The sequence below is a fragment of the Aeromonas sp. FDAARGOS 1419 genome, assembly GCF_019047045.1.
Taxonomy (GTDB): domain Bacteria; phylum Pseudomonadota; class Gammaproteobacteria; order Enterobacterales; family Aeromonadaceae; genus Aeromonas; species Aeromonas veronii.
Map to the genome: position 1 here is coordinate 1,284,759 of NZ_CP077209.1, position 20,130 is coordinate 1,304,888.

At 58.3% G+C, this 20,130-nt stretch carries 16 protein-coding genes; 8 read left to right on the forward strand and 8 right to left on the reverse strand.

Annotation, left to right across the window (positions count from 1 at the left end; translation table 11 throughout):
* Window positions 1–51: 51 nt before the first annotated feature.
* Window positions 52–207 (reverse strand): hypothetical protein, encoded by a 156-nt coding sequence (locus tag I6L49_RS05635; RefSeq protein ID WP_019838752.1) that lies wholly within the window; start codon window positions 205–207, stop codon window positions 52–54.
* 262 nt (window positions 208–469) lie between these two features.
* On the opposite strand from I6L49_RS05635, the gene I6L49_RS05640 reads away from it, so the two are divergent.
* Complete coding sequence (locus tag I6L49_RS05640) at window positions 470–1,867, forward strand: alpha-amylase family protein (RefSeq protein ID WP_026458860.1); 1,398 nt, start codon at window positions 470–472, stop codon at window positions 1,865–1,867.
* 118 nt (window positions 1,868–1,985) lie between these two features.
* Here the strand turns inward: I6L49_RS05640 and gyrA are convergent, their stop codons facing one another.
* Window positions 1,986–4,733, reverse strand: a complete 2,748-nt coding sequence (gene gyrA, locus I6L49_RS05645; RefSeq protein ID WP_123173094.1) for a DNA topoisomerase (ATP-hydrolyzing) subunit A — start codon at window positions 4,731–4,733, stop codon at window positions 1,986–1,988.
* 198 nt (window positions 4,734–4,931) lie between these two features.
* On the opposite strand from gyrA, the gene ubiG reads away from it, so the two are divergent.
* The 5 genes from ubiG to yfaE all read left to right on the forward strand — a co-directional run bounded on the left by ubiG (window position 4,932) and on the right by yfaE (window position 10,768).
* Entirely contained in the window at window positions 4,932–5,648 is a 717-nt protein-coding gene (ubiG, locus tag I6L49_RS05650; protein WP_040065603.1) for a bifunctional 2-polyprenyl-6-hydroxyphenol methylase/3-demethylubiquinol 3-O-methyltransferase UbiG, read from the forward strand.
* Entirely contained in the window at window positions 5,648–6,343 is a 696-nt protein-coding gene (locus I6L49_RS05655; protein WP_216950815.1) for an HAD family hydrolase, read from the forward strand. Before ubiG ends, I6L49_RS05655 begins: the two co-directional genes overlap by 1 nt.
* Before the next feature lie 623 nt (window positions 6,344–6,966).
* Window positions 6,967–9,234: a class 1a ribonucleoside-diphosphate reductase subunit alpha gene (gene nrdA, locus I6L49_RS05660; protein WP_069554819.1), complete on the forward strand. Its 2,268-nt coding sequence runs from the start codon at window positions 6,967–6,969 to the stop codon at window positions 9,232–9,234.
* Between the two features lie 80 nt (window positions 9,235–9,314).
* Window positions 9,315–10,448: a class Ia ribonucleoside-diphosphate reductase subunit beta gene (nrdB, locus tag I6L49_RS05665; protein ID WP_005336708.1), complete on the forward strand. Its 1,134-nt coding sequence runs from the start codon at window positions 9,315–9,317 to the stop codon at window positions 10,446–10,448.
* The gene (gene yfaE, locus I6L49_RS05670; RefSeq protein WP_179903870.1) at window positions 10,445–10,768 is read left to right on the forward strand and encodes a class I ribonucleotide reductase maintenance protein YfaE; all 324 of its coding nucleotides are present in this window, start codon (window positions 10,445–10,447) and stop codon (window positions 10,766–10,768) included. Before nrdB ends, yfaE begins: the two co-directional genes overlap by 4 nt.
* Window positions 10,769–10,886: 118 nt before the next feature.
* On the opposite strand, the gene mltA is transcribed toward yfaE, so the two are convergent.
* Window positions 10,887–12,038, reverse strand: a complete 1,152-nt coding sequence (gene mltA, locus I6L49_RS05675) for a murein transglycosylase A (protein ID WP_216950816.1) — start codon at window positions 12,036–12,038, stop codon at window positions 10,887–10,889.
* Window positions 12,039–12,188: 150 nt separating this feature from the next.
* Between mltA and I6L49_RS05680 the strand changes: the two genes are divergently transcribed.
* Window positions 12,189–12,440, forward strand: coding sequence for a DUF1289 domain-containing protein (locus tag I6L49_RS05680; protein ID WP_216950817.1), 252 nt, complete (start codon window positions 12,189–12,191; stop codon window positions 12,438–12,440).
* A gap of 132 nt (window positions 12,441–12,572) precedes the next feature.
* Here I6L49_RS05680 and I6L49_RS05685 read toward each other — a convergent pair whose 3' ends face one another.
* From I6L49_RS05685 to apbC, 4 genes are all read right to left on the reverse strand, one after another.
* Window positions 12,573–14,042, reverse strand: coding sequence for an inorganic phosphate transporter (locus tag I6L49_RS05685; RefSeq protein ID WP_216950818.1), 1,470 nt, complete (start codon window positions 14,040–14,042; stop codon window positions 12,573–12,575).
* Between the two features lie 377 nt (window positions 14,043–14,419).
* The gene (dcd, locus tag I6L49_RS05690) at window positions 14,420–15,001 is read right to left on the reverse strand and encodes a dCTP deaminase (protein WP_005336719.1); all 582 of its coding nucleotides are present in this window, start codon (window positions 14,999–15,001) and stop codon (window positions 14,420–14,422) included.
* 63 nt (window positions 15,002–15,064) lie between these two features.
* Window positions 15,065–15,709, reverse strand: coding sequence for a uridine kinase (udk, locus tag I6L49_RS05695; RefSeq protein WP_005345570.1), 645 nt, complete (start codon window positions 15,707–15,709; stop codon window positions 15,065–15,067).
* Window positions 15,710–15,819: 110 nt separating this feature from the next.
* On the reverse strand, window positions 15,820–16,902 hold the full coding sequence (apbC, locus tag I6L49_RS05700; protein WP_216950819.1) for an iron-sulfur cluster carrier protein ApbC: 1,083 nt from the start codon (window positions 16,900–16,902) through the stop codon (window positions 15,820–15,822).
* A gap of 186 nt (window positions 16,903–17,088) precedes the next feature.
* Between apbC and metG the strand changes: the two genes are divergently transcribed.
* Window positions 17,089–19,122, forward strand: a complete 2,034-nt coding sequence (gene metG / locus I6L49_RS05705; RefSeq protein ID WP_124929466.1) for a methionine--tRNA ligase — start codon at window positions 17,089–17,091, stop codon at window positions 19,120–19,122.
* A 137-nt stretch (window positions 19,123–19,259) separates the two neighbouring features.
* Here the strand turns inward: metG and I6L49_RS05710 are convergent, their stop codons facing one another.
* Window positions 19,260–20,126, reverse strand: coding sequence for a CHAD domain-containing protein (locus I6L49_RS05710; RefSeq protein WP_216950820.1), 867 nt, complete (start codon window positions 20,124–20,126; stop codon window positions 19,260–19,262).
* Window positions 20,127–20,130 lie beyond the last annotated feature (4 nt).

Consider the following 20,130-nt stretch of genomic DNA (forward strand, 5'->3'; position numbering starts at 1 on the left):
TAGCCATGTCGCGACAAGAAAGCGCTACCCGCTAGAGAGAGGGCTAACGCCTTAGCCTGCGCGCTGATCCCGACCCTGTTGCACCATTTCAACCGGTAGTCGCGAGGGTTCATGAGCCACTTCGTGCTCATCCTCTTCATACAGCAGCACCTCTGACTCGCCCCATACTCGGCTCCACCAAATTTCCCATGTGATCCAACTGGTCATACGCAACTCCTGACGGTGAAGATGATGGCAACAACGCACCACTCGCCCGGCAGGATAGCGACTGGGAATGACAGGGAAATGACAAAAAAATCACTTGTAAAAAGGCAACTGGCGGTAGGGAGGAAAAGCCGAAACAGTTCACATATTCGGCGAAATCACTCTGAAAGCGGTCACAAATCTGCAGGTTGTGGATTGCAGCTCACTCTGTTCCCGCCAAAGCTGGGTTGCCCATTCAGGCATCTATAAAAACAGGGACACAATAATGAAACACACAGCGGGAATATGGGCGATCGCAGGCATGCTGATCGCCCCCTTGGCGCACGCCGACGTCATACTGCACGCCTTCAACTGGAAGTACAGTGAAGTGACCGCCAAAGCCGACCTTATCAAGTCGGCCGGTTACAAACAGGTACTCATCTCGCCGCCTCTCAAGTCATCAGGCAACGAGTGGTGGGCTCGTTACCAGCCGCAGGATCTGCGTCTTGTCGACTCCCCTCTTGGCAACAAGCAGGATCTCGAGCAGCTGATCGCTGCCATGAAAGCGCGAGGCATCGCCGTCTATGCCGATGTGGTGCTCAACCACATGGCCAACGAAAGCTGGAAACGCCAGGACCTCAACTATCCCGGCAACGAGCTGCTGCAAAGCTACGCCAGCAACCCGGCCTATTTCGAGCGCCAGAAACTGTTTGGCGATCTGGGGCAAAACTTCCTCTCCGGTCAGGATTTTCATCCGGAAGGGTGCATCAGCGACTGGAGCGACCCGGGTCATGTCCAGTATTGGCGTCTCTGTGGCGGTGCCGGTGACAAGGGGCTGCCGGACTTGGATCCCAACAACTGGGTGGTGAGCCAGCAACAGGCCTACCTCAAGGCGCTCAAGGGGATGGGGATCAAGGGTTTTCGGGTCGATGCGGTCAAGCACATGAGCGATTACCAGATCAATGCCGTGTTCACCCCCGAAATCAAACAGGGGATGCACGTGTTTGGCGAGGTGATCACCACAGGGGGTGCTGGCAGTACCGATTACGAGCGCTTCCTCAAACCCTACCTCGATAGCAGCGGCCAGGGAGCCTATGACTTTCCGCTGTTTGCCTCCCTGCGCGGTGCCTTCAGTTACGGTGGCAGCATGAACCTGCTGGCGGATCCGGGCGCCTACGGTCAGGCACTACCGGGCAGTCGCGCCGTCACCTTCGCGGTCACCCACGACATCCCCACCAACGACGGCTTCCGCTATCAGATCTTAAGCCAGACTGACGAGAAGCTGGCCTATGCCTATCTGCTTGGGCGCGATGGTGGCTCGCCACTGGTCTATTCGGATCACGGCGAGACCCAGGCCAAGGATGGACTGCGCTGGCAGGATTACTACCAGCGCGCCGATCTCAAGGGGATGATCCGCTTCCACAATGCGGTGCAGGGTCAACCCATGCAGTTGATCGGCAGCGATGACTGCTTCGTGCTATTCAAACGGGGCAAACAGGGGCTGGTCGGCATCAACAAGTGCGACTATGAGCAGGAGTATTGGCTCGATACCGCCAAATTCGAGATGAACTGGTATCGCAACTATCGTGACGTGCTCGACCAAGGCGCCGTGGTCAACGTGCAGAGCCAGTGGGTACGGGTCGCCATTCCCGCCCGCAGCGCCAGAATGTGGCTGCAGGAGTGATCAGGCCAGCACCCGGCCCGACTTTCAGCTACCTGTCATAAAAAGCAGACAAATAAAAAGAGCGACCACCAGGGTCGCTCTTTTTGCTCAGAGACGTTGCTCGGGTAACTGGTGACGATTACTCGTCGCCCGCTTCCCCAGCATCGACCGCATCAGTGCCGGTCGTGGTATCGGTACCTTCAGATACCTCACCGTCAACGGCCAAAGCGTCGTTCTCGTCTTCGTCGCTCTCGGCGATACGCTGCAGGCCAACCACGGTCTCGTCTTCACCGGTACGGATCAGACGGACACCGCCGGTGTTACGGCCAATGACGCTCACCTCGGCAACACGGGTACGCACCAGGGTACCGCCGTTGGTGATCAGCATGATCTGGTCGGTATCTTCGACCTGGATCGCATCGATCACCTTGCCGTTGCGCTCATCCACCTTGATGGAGATAACGCCCTGGGTACCACGGCTCTTGGTCGGGTATTCGGCCAACGCAGTCCGCTTGCCGTAACCGTTCTCGGTGGCGGTGAGGATGGCACCTTCGCCGCGCGGAACGATGAGGGAAACCACCTTGTCACCGGCGCCCAGCTTGATGCCGCGCACACCGGCTGCGGTACGACCCATGGGACGAACGCCCTTGAAGGTACCCTTGCTTTCGGTGCCTTCGCCGTTGTCGCTGCCATCATCGTCATTGCCGGCATCGTCGTCGGTTTCAACGTCATCGCTGACATCCGCATCGGCGCGACCGCTGCCTTCGGCGAAGCGAACGACTTTGCCCGCGTCGGAGAAGAGCATGATCTCGTTGCTGCCGTCGGTGATATCCACCCCGATCAGCTCATCGCCCTCTTTGAGATTGATGGCGCGGATACCGGAGGAGAGCGGACGGCTGAAGTCAGAGAGGCTGGTCTTCTTCACGGTACCGTTGGCGGTGGCGAAGAACACATACTTCTCGGCGTCATATTCCTTCACCGGCAGGATAGCGGTGATACGCTCACCCTCTTCCAGCGGCAGCAGGTTGATGATCGGACGACCACGGGCGCCACGGGAGGCTTCCGGCAGCTGGTAAACCTTGAGCCAGTAGACCTTGCCACGGGTGGAGAAGCACAGAATGGTGTCGTGGGTGTTGGCCACCAGCAGACGCTCCACAAAGTCCTCTTCCTTGATCCGGGTGGCCGACTTGCCACGACCACCGCGGCGCTGGGCCTCGTAGTCGGAGAGCGGCTGATACTTCACATAGCCCTGGTGAGACAGGGTAACCACCACGTCTTCCGGGGTGATCAGATCTTCGATGTTGATCTCGGCACTGGACATGCTGATCTCGGTGCGACGCTCGTCGCCATACTGCTCACGCACGGCCAGCAGTTCATCGCGGATCACTTCCATCAGACGAGCCGGGCTCGCCAGGATGTGCAGCAGCTCGGCGATCAGATCCAGCAGAGATTGGTACTCTTCCAGGATCTTCTCGTGCTCGAGGCCGGTCAGCTTGTGCAGGCGCAGGTCAAGGATGGCCTGGGCTTGCTGTTCGGTCAGGAAGTATTGACCTTCACGGATACCGAACTCGGGCTCCAGCCACTCTGGCCGTGCCGCGTCGTCGCCCGCTTTTTCCAGCATGGCGGCCACGTTGCCGAGTTCCCAGCCCTTGGCAACCAGGCCCGCTTTCGCGTCGGCCGGGGTCGCGCTGTGGCGGATCAGCTCGATGATGGGATCGATGTTGGCCAGCGCAACCGCCAGACCTTCCAAAATGTGTGCCCGATCCCGCGCTTTGCGCAGTTCGAACACGGTCCGGCGAGTCACCACTTCACGGCGGTGCAGCAGGAACGCATCCAGGATCTCTTTAAGGTTCATCACCTTGGGCTGGTTGTTATCGAGCGCCACCATGTTGATGCCGAACGTGGTCTGCATCTGGGTGTGCTTGTAGAGATTGTTCAGCACAATCTCGCCGGACTCGCCGCGCTTGATCTCGATAACGATGCGCATGCCGTCTTTGTCAGACTCATCGCGCAGGGCACTGATGCCCTCGATCTTCTTCTCTTTGACCAGCTCGGCGATCTTCTCGATCAGTCGAGCCTTGTTCACCTGATAGGGGATCTCGTGAACGATGATGGTCTCGCGACTGGTCTTCTCGTCCACTTCCACTTCAGCTTTGGCCCGCACATAGATGGAGCCACGACCGGTACGGTACGCCTGCACGATGCCGGAACGACCGTTGATAATGCCGCCGGTGGGGAAATCCGGGCCGGTGATGTAGGTCATCAGCTCGTCAATGGTGAGGTCGCCATTTTCGATCAGCGCCAGACAGCCATTGACAATCTCGGTGAGGTTGTGAGGCGGAATGTTGGTCGCCATGCCCACCGCGATACCGGAGGAGCCGTTGACCAGCAGGTTGGGAACCTTGGTAGGCATGACAGCCGGGATCATCTCGGTGCCGTCATAGTTCGGCACCCAGTCCACGGTCTCTTTGTCCAGATCAGCCAGCAGCTCGTGGGAGATGCGGGCCATCCGCACTTCGGTATAACGCATCGCCGCGGCGCTGTCGCCGTCGACTGAACCGAAGTTGCCCTGACCATCGACCAGCATGTAACGCATGGAGAAATCCTGCGCCATCCGGACAATGGTGTCATACACAGCGCTATCGCCGTGCGGGTGATATTTACCGATTACGTCACCGACCACACGGGCCGATTTTTTATAGGGCTTGTTCCAGTCGTTCCCCAACTCGTTCATTGCAAACAGAACGCGGCGGTGAACCGGTTTCAAGCCATCACGCACATCCGGCAGAGCTCGTCCTACGATCACGCTCATGGCGTAATCAAGATAGGAACTCTTGAGCTCTTCTTCGATGTTGACCGGCGTGATCTCTCTGGCCAGATCGCTCATAGAAAGCCTTATCCCTAATTAGTTGTTCTTTGGCTTAAACAGCGCGACATGGTAACACACTGAGCCAAATACCTTAAGCCACAAATCGGGTATCAGATCGGGCTGGTGTGACAAAGTCCGTCCGTTATAATGCCCGCCAGGACAATAGATTGCGCCCATGACTCAGAAGCGGGCGCCCTGCCACAGGATCTTCGAAAAATGAACAGTGATGCCAATGTCGATCTGACAGAAATCGCCAAGTTTGAAGCCATCGCCTCCCGCTGGTGGGACATGGAAGGTGAATTCAAACCCCTGCATCAAATCAATCCGGTACGCCTTGACTGGATCACCGACAAAAGTGGCGGTCTGTTTGGCAAGCGCATGCTCGATATCGGATGTGGTGGCGGTATTCTCTCCGAGAGCATGGCCCGCCGTGGCGCCAAGGTCACCGGCATCGACATGGGCAAGGAGCCCCTCGGCGTCGCCCGCTTGCACGCCCTGGAACAGGGTGTCGAGCTCGAGTACCGCCAGATCACCGCCGAAGCCCATGCCGCCGAAGTGCCGGGCCAGTATGACGTGGTCACCTGCATGGAGATGCTGGAGCATGTGCCGGACCCCGCCTCCGTGCTGCGCGCCATCGCTACCCTGGTGCGCCCGGGCGGCCGGGTGTTTGTCTCCACCATCAACCGCAACCCCAAATCCTATCTGATGATGATCATCGGGGCCGAATACCTGATGAAGATGGTGCCCAAGGGTACCCACGATCACAAAAAATTCATCACCCCGGCCGAACTGTGTCGCATGGGGGAAGCAGCTGGCCTGCTGGTACGGGACATGAGCGGCGTCCACTACGCCCCCCTCACCAACCAGTTCAAGCTCGGCAAAAATGTCGACGTCAACTATATGGTGGAGTTTGTCCGCCCGGAGCACGGTTGATGAGTGCCTCTCACCCTCTTCCCCTGCGCGGTGTGCTGTTCGATCTGGATGGCACCCTGCTCGACACAGCCCCGGATCTGGGTGCCGCCGTCAACCACGTGCTGATCAGCGAAGGCTTTGCGCCGCTCTCTGACGACATCATTCGTCAGACCACCTCCCACGGAGCGCTCGGGCTGCTGAAAGCGGGCCTCGGCGATGAACTGCTTGAAGAGCTGGGGGCCACGCGCCTGCGCAATGCCCTGCTCGACTACTACGCGGCCAATCTCTGCGTCGGTACCCGCCCCTATGAAGGAATGGTGGATCTTATCGAGTGGCTCGACGAGAAACAGCTCCCTTGGGGCATCGTCACCAACAAGCCGGGCTTTCTCACCGAGCCGCTGCTGGCGGCCCTGCCACAGCTCGCCAGCTGCGGCGTCACCGTCAGTGCCGATACCCTGCCAGTACGCAAGCCCGACCCCGCCCCCATGTTCTTTGCATGCGAGAAGCTGGGGGTCGAGGCGGCTCACTGCCTCTATGTGGGGGATCATGTGCGGGATATCGAAGCGGGCCGCAATGCTGGCATGCGCACCGCCGTCGCAGGCTGGGGCTATCTCAATAATGAGGAAGATCCCGCCCAGTGGGGCGCCGATCTGCAGTTTGATACCGTGCAGGCCCTGCACCACTGGCTGCGCTACGAGTTGACGGCCAAGGTGTAACGCACAGCCTTACCGGCTTGACATGCGATAACGGGGCGAAGAGACTCTTCGCCCCTTGCATCTCTTCCTTTGCGCTCCTGCGTCCTGCGCCACCATCACTCGTCTATTCATGGATAATAAAGGCATCTTTCTGCCTGTTGGATACCCATTTGACAAGCTCGCAGCCGTCACAAAGCGGCCACAAACCACCGTCATCTGATGCAAAGCCCTTGCCACGCTGAGCCCGCGGCTGCGACAACTGGACAGCTTTTGACCCTTGTTGCATAAGGGATAATCAGCCGCCGTTTGCTAGTAAAAAGCCCCCCGTTTCGCAAGCAAAAAAAGTTATTTAAATTTTCCATCTTCGATCGGGAGACTTGCTTTTAGCGGAGCGGACGAATGAAAACCCGCTCACTGTGAGCGGTCACTAACTGATGGGGCAAGACTCACAATTTATCCACAGCTCGTCACTTATCCACACATTGCAATGGCGGGCCGACCTCACTATCTTGTAGCTCGAACTTAAAATAACACTACATCTTGTGATTCATCGCACAATCTCTACCCAACTCCCGCATACCGCCGGAGCCTGGGTGCGCCATTGTGCGATGGTTTTTCGGGAATCAACTGAAGGTCATCAGCCAATGAACTTGTTTGTGACGAAGCGTAACGGACACAAAGAACCCATCGATCTGGATAAAATTCACCGCGTGCTGGACTGGGCCGCCGAGGGTCTCGACAACGTGTCGGTTTCCCAGGTAGAGCTCAAATCCCACATCCAGTTCTATGACGGTATCCGTACCGCCGACATTCACGAAACCATCATCAAGGCGACGGCTGACCTCATCTCCGAGCAGACCCCGGACTACCAGTACATGGCAGCCCGTCTGGCCATCTTCCACCTGCGCAAGAAGGCCTACGGCCAGTTCGAACCGCCCCACCTCTACCAGCACGTGGCTCGTCTGGTCGACATGGGCAAGTACGACAAACACCTGCTGGAAGACTACACCCAGGCTGAATTCGAAGAGCTGAACGCGCACATGGATCACTGGCGCGACATGGATTTCTCCTACGCGGCAGTCAAACAGCTGGAAGGCAAGTATCTGGTACAAAACCGCGTCACCGGCGAGATCTACGAAAGCCCGCAGTTCCTCTACATCCTGGTTGCGGCATGCCTCTTCTCCAAGTACCCGAAAGATACCCGTCTGGACTACATCAAGCGCTTCTATGATGCGGTCTCGACCTTCAAGATCTCCCTGCCGACCCCGATCATGAGCGGCGTGCGCACCCCGACCCGTCAGTTCAGCTCCTGCGTACTGATCGAGTGCGACGACAGCCTGGACTCCATCAACGCCACCGCCAGCTCCATCGTGCGTTATGTTTCCCAGCGCGCCGGTATCGGCATCAACGCTGGTCGCATCCGCGGTCTGGGCAGCCCCATCCGTGGCGGCGAAGCGTTCCACACTGGTTGCATCCCCTTCTACAAATACTTCCAGACTGCCGTGAAGTGCTGCTCCCAGGGCGGCGTGCGCGGCGGTGCGGCCACCCTGTTCTACCCGCTGTGGCACACCGAAGTGGAAAGCCTGCTGGTGCTGAAGAACAACCGCGGCGTGGAAGAGAACCGTGTTCGTCACATGGACTACGGCGTGCAGATCAACAAGCTGATGTACCAGCGCCTGATCAAGGGCGGTGACATCACCCTGTTCTCCCCGTCCGATGCGCCGGGTCTGTACGACGCCTTCTTTGCCGATCAGGACAAGTTCGAAGAGCTCTACGTCAAGTACGAGCAGGATCCGGCCATTCGCAAGAAGACCCTGAAAGCGGTAGACCTCTTCTCCCTGATGATGCAGGAGCGTGCCGGTACCGGTCGCATCTACATCCAGAACGTGGATCACTGCAACACCCACAGCCCGTTCGACCCGAGCGTGGCGCCGGTACGCCAGTCCAACCTCTGCCTCGAGATTGCGCTGCCGACCAAGCCGCTCAACAACATCGACGACGAGAGTGGCGAAATCGCCCTGTGCACCCTCTCCGCCTTCAACCTCGGAGCCATCGAGAAGCTGGAAGATCTGGAAGAGATGGCCGATCTGGCCGTGCGGGCCCTCGATGCCCTGCTCGACTATCAGGACTACCCGATTGCCGCCGCCAAGAAGGGCAGCATGGGTCGTCGTACCTTGGGGATCGGCGTCATCAACTACGCCTACTACCTGGCCAAAAACGGTGCCCGTTACTCCGACGGCTCCGGTCTGGCCCTGACTCACCGTACCTTTGAGGCCATTCAGTACTATCTGCTGAAAGCCTCCGTGCAGCTGGCCCGCGAGTTCGGCCCCTGCCCGCTGTTTGGCGAGACCACCTATGCCCAGGGCATCCTGCCCATCGACACCTACAAGAAGGATCTGGATGCGCTGTGCAACGAGCCGCTGCATCTGGATTGGGAAAGTCTGCGTGAAGAGATCAAGTCAGTGGGCTTGCGCAACTCCACCCTGACAGCCCTGATGCCGAGCGAGACCTCCAGCCAGATCTCCAACGCCACCAACGGCATCGAGCCGCCACGCGGCCTGGTCTCGGTCAAGGCCTCCAAAGACGGCATTCTCAAACAGGTGGTGCCCGAGTATGATCGCCTGAAAGATCAATACGAATTGCTCTGGAAGCAACCGAGCGTTGACGGCTACCTGCAGCTGGTCGGTATCATGCAGAAGTTTGTGGATCAGGCGATCTCCGCCAACACCAACTACGACCCTGCCCGTTTCGAAGGCAACAAGGTGCCGATGAAACAGCTGCTCAAGGACTTGCTGACCGCCTACAAATACGGCCTCAAGACCCTGTACTATCACAACACCCGTGATGGTGCAGACGATGCCCAGACCGATCTGCAAGATGACGGTTGCGCTGGCGGGGCTTGCAAAATCTAAGTCACGGCAAGAACTGATAACCGGGCGGGAGCATGAAGCTCCCGCTCTCCTGTTTTCTCTATTCACATATTCTGGTAACCATGGCCTATTCAACTTTCTGCCAAACCCAAAACGACCAGCTCAAAGAGCCGATGTTTTTTGGCCAATCGGTCAACGTAGCCCGTTATGATCAACAAAAGCACGAAGTGTTCGAGCGGCTGATCGAGAAGCAGCTCTCCTTCTTCTGGCGCCCGGAAGAGGTGGATGTCTCCCGTGATCGCATCGACTATCAGGCCCTGCCGCCCCACGAGCAGCACATTTTCATCTCCAACCTGAAGTACCAGACCCTGCTGGACTCCATTCAGGGCCGCAGCCCCAACGTGGCCCTGCTGCCGCTGGTCTCCATTCCGGAGCTGGAAACCTGGATTGAGACTTGGGCCTTCTCCGAGACCATCCACTCTCGCTCCTACACCCACATCATCCGCAATATCGTCAACACCCCCGCCCAGGTGTTCGACGACATCGTGACCAATGAGCAGATCTTGAAGCGCGCCGGCTCCATCAGCCACTTCTACGACGACCTGATCGAAGCGACCGCCCTCTACAACCTGCATGGTGAAGGGACCCACACCGTCGCGGGCCGCGAAGTGACCATCACATTGCGCGAGCTCAAGAAGAAGCTCTATCTGTGCCTGATGAGCGTCAACGCGCTGGAGGCAATCCGTTTCTACGTCAGCTTCGCCTGCTCCTTTGCCTTCGCCGAGCGTGAACTGATGGAAGGCAACGCCAAGATCATCAAGATGATCGCCCGCGACGAAGCGCTGCACCTCACCGGCACCCAGCACATGCTGAACCTGATGCGCACCGGCCAGGATGACCCGGAGATGGCCGAGATCGCCGCCGAGTGCGAACAGGCCTGCTTCGAGATCTTCAAAGAAGCGGCCATTCAGGAGAAAGAGTGGGCCGAGTACCTGTTCCAGGACGGCTCCATGATCGGCTTGAACAAGGACATCCTCTGCCAGTATGTGGAGTACATCACCAACCTGCGCATGAGCGCAGTCGGCCTGCAGCCAGCCTTTGCCGGCACCAAGCAAAACCCGATCCCCTGGATCAACACCTGGCTGTCATCCGACAACGTGCAGGTCGCCCCGCAAGAGGTAGAGGTCAGCTCCTATCTGGTCGGTCAGATCGACAGCGAGGTCAATGCCGACGACCTGGGTGATTTCGAGCTGTGAGTGACGCCACCAACACGCTGACCCCTGCCCCGCACGCGCCTGCCGAACAGCATGCGGACGTGGCACCACGGGTGCATACCCGGGATGGTGCCGTGCTGCACGCCCATCCCGGCGAAAGCGTGTTGGAGACCCTGGAGCGCCACGGTCATCATGTGGAATTCCAGTGTCGCAGCGGCTATTGCGGCGCCTGCCGCACTCCGCTGATGGCTGGCAAGGTGCACTACCCCAATGTGCCGCTGGCATTCGTCGCCCAGGGGGAGTGCCTCCCCTGCTGCTGCAAACCGGTCGGCGCTATCCGGCTGGATATCCAGAAGAGCTGACGCAGCCACAGACTGGCAACTCGCACAAAATAGAAAGCCGCCGGAGCAATCCGGCGGCTTTTTTTGTCTCTTCACATTGCTCGGGCGCCCGATGACAGACGCCCAACCCATCAGAGGATTACAACCAGGGGGCGGCAGTCGGCCCGTGGTGCAAACCCAGCTTCCAGACCCGGCCAAAGTGCTTGTAGTGACCGGCTGCGACGCCAGCCTTCTCGCCCATGCCGTGGTAGAGATCGAGGTGGCCCTTCTTCACCGCCCCTCCCACATCCAGCGCAATCAACAGCCGCAGCTGGTGCTTGCCGGTCCAGTTGCCCTCTGTGTCGAGCAAGGGGACTTCAGCGAGGATCGGGGTCCCCATCGGCAGCAGGGTCTTGTCGGCAGCGACGGCCGCCAACGGCAGCAGCGGGATACCGGCGGCGCCGATCACATCATTGGTGGGTCGACGCTCGAAGAAGACATAGGAGGGGTTCTGCTCCACCAGCTCCTTGACGCTCTCCTCCGGTTGACGGTTGGCCCACTCCTTGATGGCCTTCATCGACATCTGCTCTTTGGGCACTTCACCGCGATCGATTAACACTCGGCCGATACTCACGTAACCGTGACCGTTCTTGCCGCTGTAGCCCAGATATTGCAGCCGATCGTCATCCCCGTAATGGACAAAGCCCGAGCCCTGCACATCCATCAGGAAGTTGTCGATAAGGGATTTGCTGTAACCCAGCTCCAGCCCTCGGTTGGCCAGCGCTCCCTGATGGATCTCGGCCCGGGTAGGACAACGGCCACCACATTTGGGCATGGCATAGATGGGATATTTGTACTTGGCATCCGGGCGGTGGCGCACTTCCAGCACCGGCGAGTAGTAACCGGTAAAGAGCACGTTGCCCATGCGATCGGCACCGCCCAGCTGAGCCAGGCTGATACCGTAACGGGTAATATCGGCAGGATTGCCACCGCCCGCCACCCAGCGGGAGAGCTGATGATAGAGCTCGCCATAACGGCGGGTCATCTTGCCGGAGCGCTCCAATACCAGTCTGCTTTGCGGGCCAAATTTGCTGTAGTCGGCACGCGCACGGCTATTGACCCGCTCCACCCTCACCAGATCCTCTGGCAGGGTCCCGTCCAGATACTGCTTGCCCAGATTTTCCGGCACCTCGCAGTTAAGAAAGCATCTGTTGTCGGTCTGCTTTTTGGGCATTTCTGCTTTGTCAGAGTTGCCCGCACAACCGGCTAGTCCCAGCACTGCGGCGGTCAGCCAGTACGCGTGTTTGTTCATATGTCCTCATATAACGCCAAGAGCCATGCTCGGCGGGGAAGATGCCAAATTTGCAGGGGGAAAGCAAACGACATCAATCACTTGAAGCAGGATTTCTCCAAAGGGGATCCGCTGGGTTATAACAAGGTGACAGGATGTGCGAGGTGATAAATGGAACAGCTCGAAATATTCCCGCTGCAGAGCCCCTGCATCGGGGTCTGCGAAGTGAACAACAAAGGCTACTGCAAGGGGTGCCTGCGCAATCGCGAAGAGCGTTTCAACTGGCTCACCATGACCCCTGCCCAGCAACAAGAGGTGATGCGCCTGTGCCGGGATCGCAAACGCCGGGTCGAGGCTGCGCGGCGCAAGGCTCGCAAAGGCGATCAATCCGAACCAATACCGCAATCTGGCTGGGATTTCTGACCCGCTCCTAACATCCCTGCAAGCCATATTCCTGCGCTCACGAGATACGACCTATCCAGCATATAAAAAATGCCGCCCGATCTTTCGACCGGGCGGCATTGTTATTCTGATGCGCGTTATGAGCGCGGCAGATCAACCAAACAGATGGTGGCTGACGATGAACAGGCCGCCGGAGAGCAACATGGTCAGCGGCAGAGTCAATACCCAGGCCATCAGGATGGTCTTGATGGTCTGGCTCTGCAGGCCGGATTTGTTGGCAATCATGGTACCCGCCACCGCAGAAGAGAGGATGTGGGTGGTGGACACCGGCATACCGGTCAGACTGGCGACCCCGATGGAGGTTGCAGCCGTGATCTGGGCCGCAATGCCCTGGCTGTAGGTCATGCCGGTGGTGCCGATCTTCTCGCCCACGGTATGAACGATACGACGCCAGCCCACCATGGTACCGCAACCAAGCGCCAGTGCGATGGAGACGATCACCCAGGTCGGTGCGTATTCAGCGGTGGCGGTCAGATCCTTGCGCCATTTGGCCAGGTCGGTCAGCTCCTTGGCGGGCAGCGGCAGCTTGGCAACCTTGCGGGCAGTGTCATCGATACAGAGCAGCAGACGACGCACTTCGCGACGGTCGGTCAGGCTCATCTGATCATAAGTACGCACAGCCCCCAGACGGGCATCCAGGGTGGCCATCGCCTGCAGCACGCCATCGGCGGAGCAGTGAGTCATCAGCTCTTCCTGAGCCGTTGCCGGTGCAGAGAAGTTGATAACACCAGAGAGGGCGGACTGGTTGCGCTGGTAGATCTCCATGATGCGCTGGTTGGCATCCTGGGTCCGATCCAGGTCATAAGAGCGGCTGTTCATGTCCAGCGCGAAATAGGCGGGTGCCATGCAGATCAGCACCAGCATCACCAGACCGATACCCTTCTGGCCATCGTTGGAGCCGTGCACGAAGCTGACGCCCATGGCCGATGCCACCAGGGTCAGACGCGCCCAAAACGGCGGGTGCTTCTTGCCATCCACCAGCTGACGCTCTTCCGGTGTTTTGTGGATCTTGTTGCTGGTCCAGATGCGTTTCATTGCCAGCAGCAGCAGCGCCGCGATGATGAAACCTATGGTGGGAGAGATGATGAGGGAAAGCATGATGTCGATCGCTTTGCCCACGTTGATCCCTTCTGTCACCGGTTTATGGGTGATCCAGGCATAGGCGCCGCCTACCCCCAGAATGGAACCGATCAAGGTATGTGAACTGGAGGCCGGGATCCCGAAGAACCAGGTGCCCAGGTTCCACACGATGGCGGAAAACAGCAAGGAGAAGACCATGATCAACCCTTGGGTGGAGTCCATCCCAAGCAGCAGGTCGATAGGCAGCAGATGGACAATGGCATAGGCCACACCCAGTCCACCAAACATGACGCCGAAAAAGTTGAAGATCCCCGATGCAACGACCGCTAGGTGAGCTGGCATCGCCTTGGTATAGATAACCGTTGCTACCGCGTTGGCGGTATCGTGAAAGCCGTTGATAAATTCATAGGCAAGCACAAAAAAAACGGCCAATACCAAACCGATTGACCACCACAAACCCAAACCACTAAACATTTCAAACATAAAAAAAAGCCTGTTTATGAGTTGCGGCGGATTATGCCAGATGGCGGCCAACACCATAGCCACCATTGAAATATTTCAGCCATAAAAAAAAAGAGCTTTTTGGAAAAAAATATCCTAGAGCCAGTCATCATGCGGCTTGCCATCGATTAATTAAAGCCGCCAATGATTGCGGGAAAGGGCAAAAATAGCTGACAATTAAGCCAATAATTTCATTTTTATGACGTTTTTATGACAGAAAAACGGGCGAAAGTGGTGATAAAACGTCCCTGCCCCGCCAATCTCATCCGACCAGCACCATCAGCCCCATATCCGTTTGATTCCAGATGCAAAAAGGGAGCACCTTGTGCTCCCTTGAATCGTTGCCGTGTTGCCAGTTATCAGTCCTGATTGATACGGCTGGCAACGGCGCCCTGCTGGCTCTTGTACTTGGCATTTTCCCGCTTGTTGTAGGGACGGGCCGCGACGCCGGAGAGCATCTCGAAGTTCAAGGCGCCAATTTTCATCTTCGGGCGCAGTGCCAGCGGCAGTTTACCGCCGTTGTAGAACTCCAGCACGATGCGACCGGACCAACCCGGATCGATCCGGTGCGCCGTCACGTGCACCATCAAACCCAGGCGCGCCAATGAAGAGCGGCCATCCAGCCAGCCGACGATATCGGCAGGCAGGGTGACGGATTCATAGGTCACTGCCAGCGCCAGCTGACCCGGGTGAAGGTAGAAGGCTTCGCCATCGGGGATGTGGATCTCGTCACTCATCACCCGATCGATGGCATCGGCCATCTCGCTGCTCGGGCCGCTCAGGTCGATATAGGGCGCGGTATGATCGCGAAACACCCGAAACTCGTTACCCAGCAGCACATCGACACTGACACCACTGATCCGCTCTACCCCGGGCCGTGGCTCAATGACGATCTTGCCTTCATCCAGATGGCGTTCAATATCGGTATCACACAGACGCATTGGGCAACTCTCCTGACAAATTGTGCTTTTAAAAAAGCCGGGCATCACCCGGCTTGTTTCATCTTAACCAATCAACATGTGGCGGATACGCGCTTTGAGCATGTCGATGGCGATGCGGTTCTTGCCACCACGGGGCACGATCACATCGGCATACTGTTTGGACGGCTCGATAAACTGCAGGAACATCGGACGCACCGTCTTCTGGTACTGCTTGAGCACGGAGTCCATGGTACGGCCCCGCTCCTGCACATCACGCACCAGACGGCGCAGCAGGCAGATATCGAGCGGGGTATCCATAAAGATGGAGGCATCCATCAGATCCCGCAGACGGCTGTCGGTCAGCAGCAGAATCCCTTCCAGAATGATCACTCGGCGCGGCGCAAACGGGGTCACTTCGCTCATCCGGGTGTGTTCGGTGTAGGAGTACTGGGGAATGGCAACCGCGTCACCTTTGACCAGCTGGCTAAGGTGCTGTACCAGCAGGTCGTGATCCAGCGCGTTGGGGTGGTCATAGTTGGTCTTGACCCGCTCTTCCATGGTCAGGTGGGTCTGATCACGGTAGTAGCAATCTTCGGTGATCACACCAATCTGACCTGCGCCCAGTTCGGCCACCAGCTCTTCATAAATGGTCTGGGCTATAAGACTTTTGCCAGACGCAGATGCGCCCGCAATACCGATGATCACACACGAATGTTGAGTATCAGACATGACAAATACCTAAAAGAGAAGAGCAGTGGGGATGGTTTAAACCGATCCATTATATAAAAAAGGGTGGGTCATGCCCACCCTCAATTCCCTTTCAAGTGACCGACCGCCGATTATTCATCCAGCGCCATGGCATAGAGGGGGGTCGCAATCGGTTTTGCGCTGAAAAAGAGTTCAGCCCCTACCCTGCGCGCCAGCTTCAAATAGGCCTGAGCCAGGCTCCCTTCCGGTGCGCCGAACACCGTCGGGCAGCCATCATCCATGTGTTGGCGGATGTCGATGTGCAGCGGCAACTGGCCAAGCAGCGCCACTTGATACTGCTCAGCCATCTTCTGGCCGCCACCGGTACCGAACAGCGGCTCATGATGACCGCAGGCGCTGCAGACGTGGTAGCTCATGTTCTCGATAATACCGAGCACCGGCACATTGACCTTGTTGAACATAGCGATCCCCTTGCGGGCATCGGCCAGCGCCACATCTTGCGGGGTGGTGACGATCACTGCCGCCGACGTCGGCACCTGCTGGGCCATGGTGAGCTGGATGTCGCCAGTGCCCGGCGGCATGTCTACCACCAGATAATCCACCTCGCCCCAGCGGGTCTCATGGAGGATCTGCGCCAGCGCCTTGCTCGCCATCGGGCCACGCCAGATGGTGGCATCCTGCTCGGAGACCAGATAGCCGATGCTGTTGCTCTTGAGGCCGCAGGCCATCACCGGCTCCATCAGCTTGCCGTCATGGCTGACCGGGCGCTCTGTGAGGGTGCCCATCATGGTAGGAATGGAAGGGCCATAGATATCGGCATCGAGAATAGCGACCCGCACACCCTCTTTTTGCAGGGCCAGCGCCAGATTGACCGCGGTGGTAGACTTGCCTACCCCGCCCTTGCCGGAAGCGACCACGATGATGTTGCGAATGCCCTGCACGGCATTGAGGCCCTGCGCCCGCGGCATGCTGGCGACGTCAATCTCCAGTGCCCAGTCGATGCGGGAGGCGCCGGTGGCGCTGCGCAGTCTGGCATCGTAGTTCTCTTTAAGCTGATCGAGCAGCGAGAGACCGGCAAACGGCAATACCAGCCGGATAGTAAGCCCCTGACTCTGATTGATGATCTCGCGAACGAATCCGGCATCCACCAGATCCTTGTGCCAGCCTGCTGGCTTAAATTCGGCGAGGATCTGTTTTACTGAATCAATCACCATTAACTCCTCATTATCTTGTCATTATCTTGAGGTGAACGGTTACCGCACACAAATCAGTGGCTTGCCTGCCATCGTAACAGCAGGTGCTGCCAAGGTTGGCATAGCCACAACCCTAGGCAGGCTACCCCCAATTCGGGTAACATGCACGGCACTCTATCATCCCAACAAGCACATCAAGAACGTAATATGGCAACTGATCCTCGTAAAATGCTGGTAACCTGCGCCCTCCCCTATGCCAATGGCTCCATTCACCTTGGCCACATGCTGGAACATATCCAGGCCGATATCTGGGTTCGTTATCAGCGAATGCGCGGTCATCAGGTGCACTTCATCTGTGCCGATGATGCCCACGGCACCCCGATCATGCTCAAGGCACAGCAGATGGGGATCACCCCGGAAGAGATGATTGCTGCGGTCTCCAAGGAGCACCAGGCCGATTTCGCCGGGTTCAACATCAGCTTTGACAACTATCACTCCACCCACAGCGACGAGAACCGCGAGCTGGCGGAGCTGATCTATGGCCGCCTGAAAAATGGTGGCTTTATCAAGAGCCGCACCATCTCCCAGCTGTTCGATCCGGAAAAATCCATGTTCCTGCCGGATCGTTTCGTCAAGGGCACCTGCCCCAAGTGCAAGTCTCCGGAGCAGTATGGCGACAACTGTGACAGCTGCGGCGCCACCTACAGCCCGACCGAGCTGATCGATCCGAAATCCGCCGTCTCCGGCGCCACTCCGGTAATGAAGGACTCCGAACACTTCTTCTTCGACCTGCCGCAGTTTGAAAAATGGCTCTCTGAGTGGGTACGCGGCTCCGGCGCCATTCAGGAAGAGATGGCCAACAAGATGCAGGAGTGGTTCGAGAGCGGCCTGCAGCAGTGGGACATCACCCGTGACGCCCCCTACTTCGGTTTCGAAATTCCCGGTGCCCCGGGCAAGTACTTCTACGTCTGGCTGGATGCGCCCATCGGTTACATGGCTTCCTTCAAGAACCTGTGCAACAAGCGCGGTGACATCGACTTTGACAGCTACTGGAAAGCGGACTCCGACGCCGAGCTCTACCACTTCATCGGCAAGGACATCGCCTACTTCCACTGCCTGTTCTGGCCGTCCATGCTGGAAGGTGCCAACTTCCGCAAGCCGACCAAGGTCAACGTGCACGGTTACGTGACCGTCAACGGCGCCAAGATGTCCAAGTCCAAGGGCACCTTCATCAAGGCATCCACCTACCTGAACCACCTGGATCCGGAGTGCCTGCGTTACTACTACGCCGCCAAGCTCAACAGCCGCATCGACGATCTGGACCTGAACCTCGAAGATTTCGTGCAGCGCGTCAACGCTGACGTGGTCAACAAGCTGGTCAACCTCGCCTCCCGCAACGCCGGCTTTATTGCCAAGCGCTTTGGCGGCAAGCTGGCGGCAACCTGCGCCGAACCCGAGCTCTACGCCGAATTCGCCAACGCCCGCACCGCCATTGCTGAAGCGTATGAGAGCCGCGAGTTCAGCCGCGCCATCCGCGAAATCATGGCGCTGGCCGACAAGGCCAACCGCTATGTGGACGACAAGGCTCCTTGGGTTATCGCCAAGCAGGAAGGGGCTGACGCCGAGCTGCAGGCGGTTTGCTCTGTTGGCATCAACCTGTTCCGCGTGCTGATGGCCTACCTCAAGCCCGTCATGCCGCTGCTGGCCGAGCGTGCCGAAGCCTTCCTGGCCGAAACCCTCAGCTGGGATGGCATCGAAATGCCGCTGGTCGATCATACCGTTGCACCGTTCAAGGCCCTCTTCTCCCGCATCGAGCCGGCGAAGATTGAAGCCATGATCGAGGCCTCCAAGGAAGACCTGGCCAAGGAGCAGGCGCCGAAAGTGAGCGGTCCGCTGGCTGATGACCCCATCAGCGAAACCATCACCTATGACGATTTTGTCAAGATTGACCTGCGCGTCGCGCTGATCAAGAAGGCCGAAGCGGTACCGGAAGCCGAGAAGCTGCTCAAGCTGCAACTGGATATCGGCGGTGAAACCCGTCAGGTGTTTGCCGGTATCAAGTCCGCCTACAACCCGGAAGATCTGGAAGGCAAGCTGACCGTGATGGTGGCCAACCTGGCTCCGCGCAAGATGCGTTTCGGCATGTCCGAAGGGATGGTGCTGGCCGCAGGCCCGGGCGGCAAGGATCTCTGGATCCTGGAGCCGCAGGAAGGCGCCCAGCCAGGGATGCGCGTCAAGTAAGCACATCGCTGACTGTGATCACAGCCAGATAGAGAAGAGAGGCCAAACGGTCTCTCTTTTTTTGTCTCACCTGTTTGGCTTGGTTAGTTTTTGTAGATGCTGGTCGCGGATTACTTTCGTAGATTGCGGCCTCGAGGCTATCTACCGCTTGACTTGGTGGACGATACATTTTGTTCTGAATACCTGACCAGCCGACTTGCCATGTCTTCCATGTTGTGACCTGCCTGCATCGCCAGTTTGAGCGCTACCAGCTCCGCCTGCTGGCAGTCCAGTTGACGCAAACGGACAGTGATCTTTTGCTTCAACTGCTGCCGCAGTTTCGTCTGCTTGTGGGTGCCCCCCTGCTCTGCTCGCAACCTCCGCCGCCATTGACGCCAATCCTGCAACTGGCCGAGTCGTTCCTGCCAGTGAGTCAGGGTACTCAACCAGCCGGGATCTCCACTCCCCAGATCCAGCAACAGTTCCACGCCATAACGGGCCTGCTTGATCTCGAGGCGCAGCCGATGCCAGCGGCGCAACTGTTGCTGACGGGAGCTGACAGATTTCCCAACGCAGGGAATAGGTTCATCGAGAGCGCTCTGCGCCTCATCAAGGCGCAGGGCCAGATGCTGCAGATAGAGGAACGCCAATGCCCGCGCATCCTGCACCTGCGCCACCACCGCAAGCCAGCGGGCCAATCGCCGCGACAACAGGGGCACGCGACAGGCCGATTTGTGGGTATTGCCAGTGCTGGCAGGCAGCTTGCCAAAACGCTCGGCGTAGACCTGAGCATCCCGTAGTGCAGAGAGCCGCCCGACCGAGCGCAGCAGACGCCGCTCCAGCTCGGGATGATAGGTGAGTGGTCGCCACAGGGCGAGCAGTGCCAGCAAGCGGCGCGCCGCGATACGGTAGCCATGCACGGCCGGTTCGCTGGCCTCTTCGCGCACCGCTCGCGCCGCCTCCTGATAACGGGCGACCCAGCTTGTTGCCTGAGTCAGCAACAGACCTTCCTTGTCAGCGTCCATCTCG

What these genes read in the sequence shown, in the direction of transcription:
- I6L49_RS05710 (WP_216950820.1), bottom strand. Translation starts at nt 20,126, where the DNA reads ATGGACGCTGACAAGGAAGGTCTGTTGCTGACTCAGGCAACAAGCTGG.
- nrdB (WP_005336708.1), top strand. Translation starts at nt 9,315, where the DNA reads ATGGCCTATTCAACTTTCTGCCAAACCCAAAACGACCAGCTCAAAGAG.
- ubiG (WP_040065603.1), top strand. Translation starts at nt 4,932, where the DNA reads ATGAACAGTGATGCCAATGTCGATCTGACAGAAATCGCCAAGTTTGAA.
- gyrA (WP_123173094.1), bottom strand. Translation starts at nt 4,733, where the DNA reads ATGAGCGATCTGGCCAGAGAGATCACGCCGGTCAACATCGAAGAAGAG.
- mltA (WP_216950816.1), bottom strand. Translation starts at nt 12,038, where the DNA reads ATGAACAAACACGCGTACTGGCTGACCGCCGCAGTGCTGGGACTAGCC.
- udk (WP_005345570.1), bottom strand. Translation starts at nt 15,709, where the DNA reads ATGTCTGATACTCAACATTCGTGTGTGATCATCGGTATTGCGGGCGCA.
- I6L49_RS05640 (WP_026458860.1), top strand. Translation starts at nt 470, where the DNA reads ATGAAACACACAGCGGGAATATGGGCGATCGCAGGCATGCTGATCGCC.
- dcd (WP_005336719.1), bottom strand. Translation starts at nt 15,001, where the DNA reads ATGCGTCTGTGTGATACCGATATTGAACGCCATCTGGATGAAGGCAAG.
- I6L49_RS05680 (WP_216950817.1), top strand. Translation starts at nt 12,189, where the DNA reads ATGGAACAGCTCGAAATATTCCCGCTGCAGAGCCCCTGCATCGGGGTC.
- I6L49_RS05655 (WP_216950815.1), top strand. Translation starts at nt 5,648, where the DNA reads ATGAGTGCCTCTCACCCTCTTCCCCTGCGCGGTGTGCTGTTCGATCTG.
- I6L49_RS05685 (WP_216950818.1), bottom strand. Translation starts at nt 14,042, where the DNA reads ATGTTTGAAATGTTTAGTGGTTTGGGTTTGTGGTGGTCAATCGGTTTG.
- I6L49_RS05635 (WP_019838752.1), bottom strand. Translation starts at nt 207, where the DNA reads ATGACCAGTTGGATCACATGGGAAATTTGGTGGAGCCGAGTATGGGGC.
- apbC (WP_216950819.1), bottom strand. Translation starts at nt 16,902, where the DNA reads ATGGTGATTGATTCAGTAAAACAGATCCTCGCCGAATTTAAGCCAGCA.
- metG (WP_124929466.1), top strand. Translation starts at nt 17,089, where the DNA reads ATGGCAACTGATCCTCGTAAAATGCTGGTAACCTGCGCCCTCCCCTAT.
- nrdA (WP_069554819.1), top strand. Translation starts at nt 6,967, where the DNA reads ATGAACTTGTTTGTGACGAAGCGTAACGGACACAAAGAACCCATCGAT.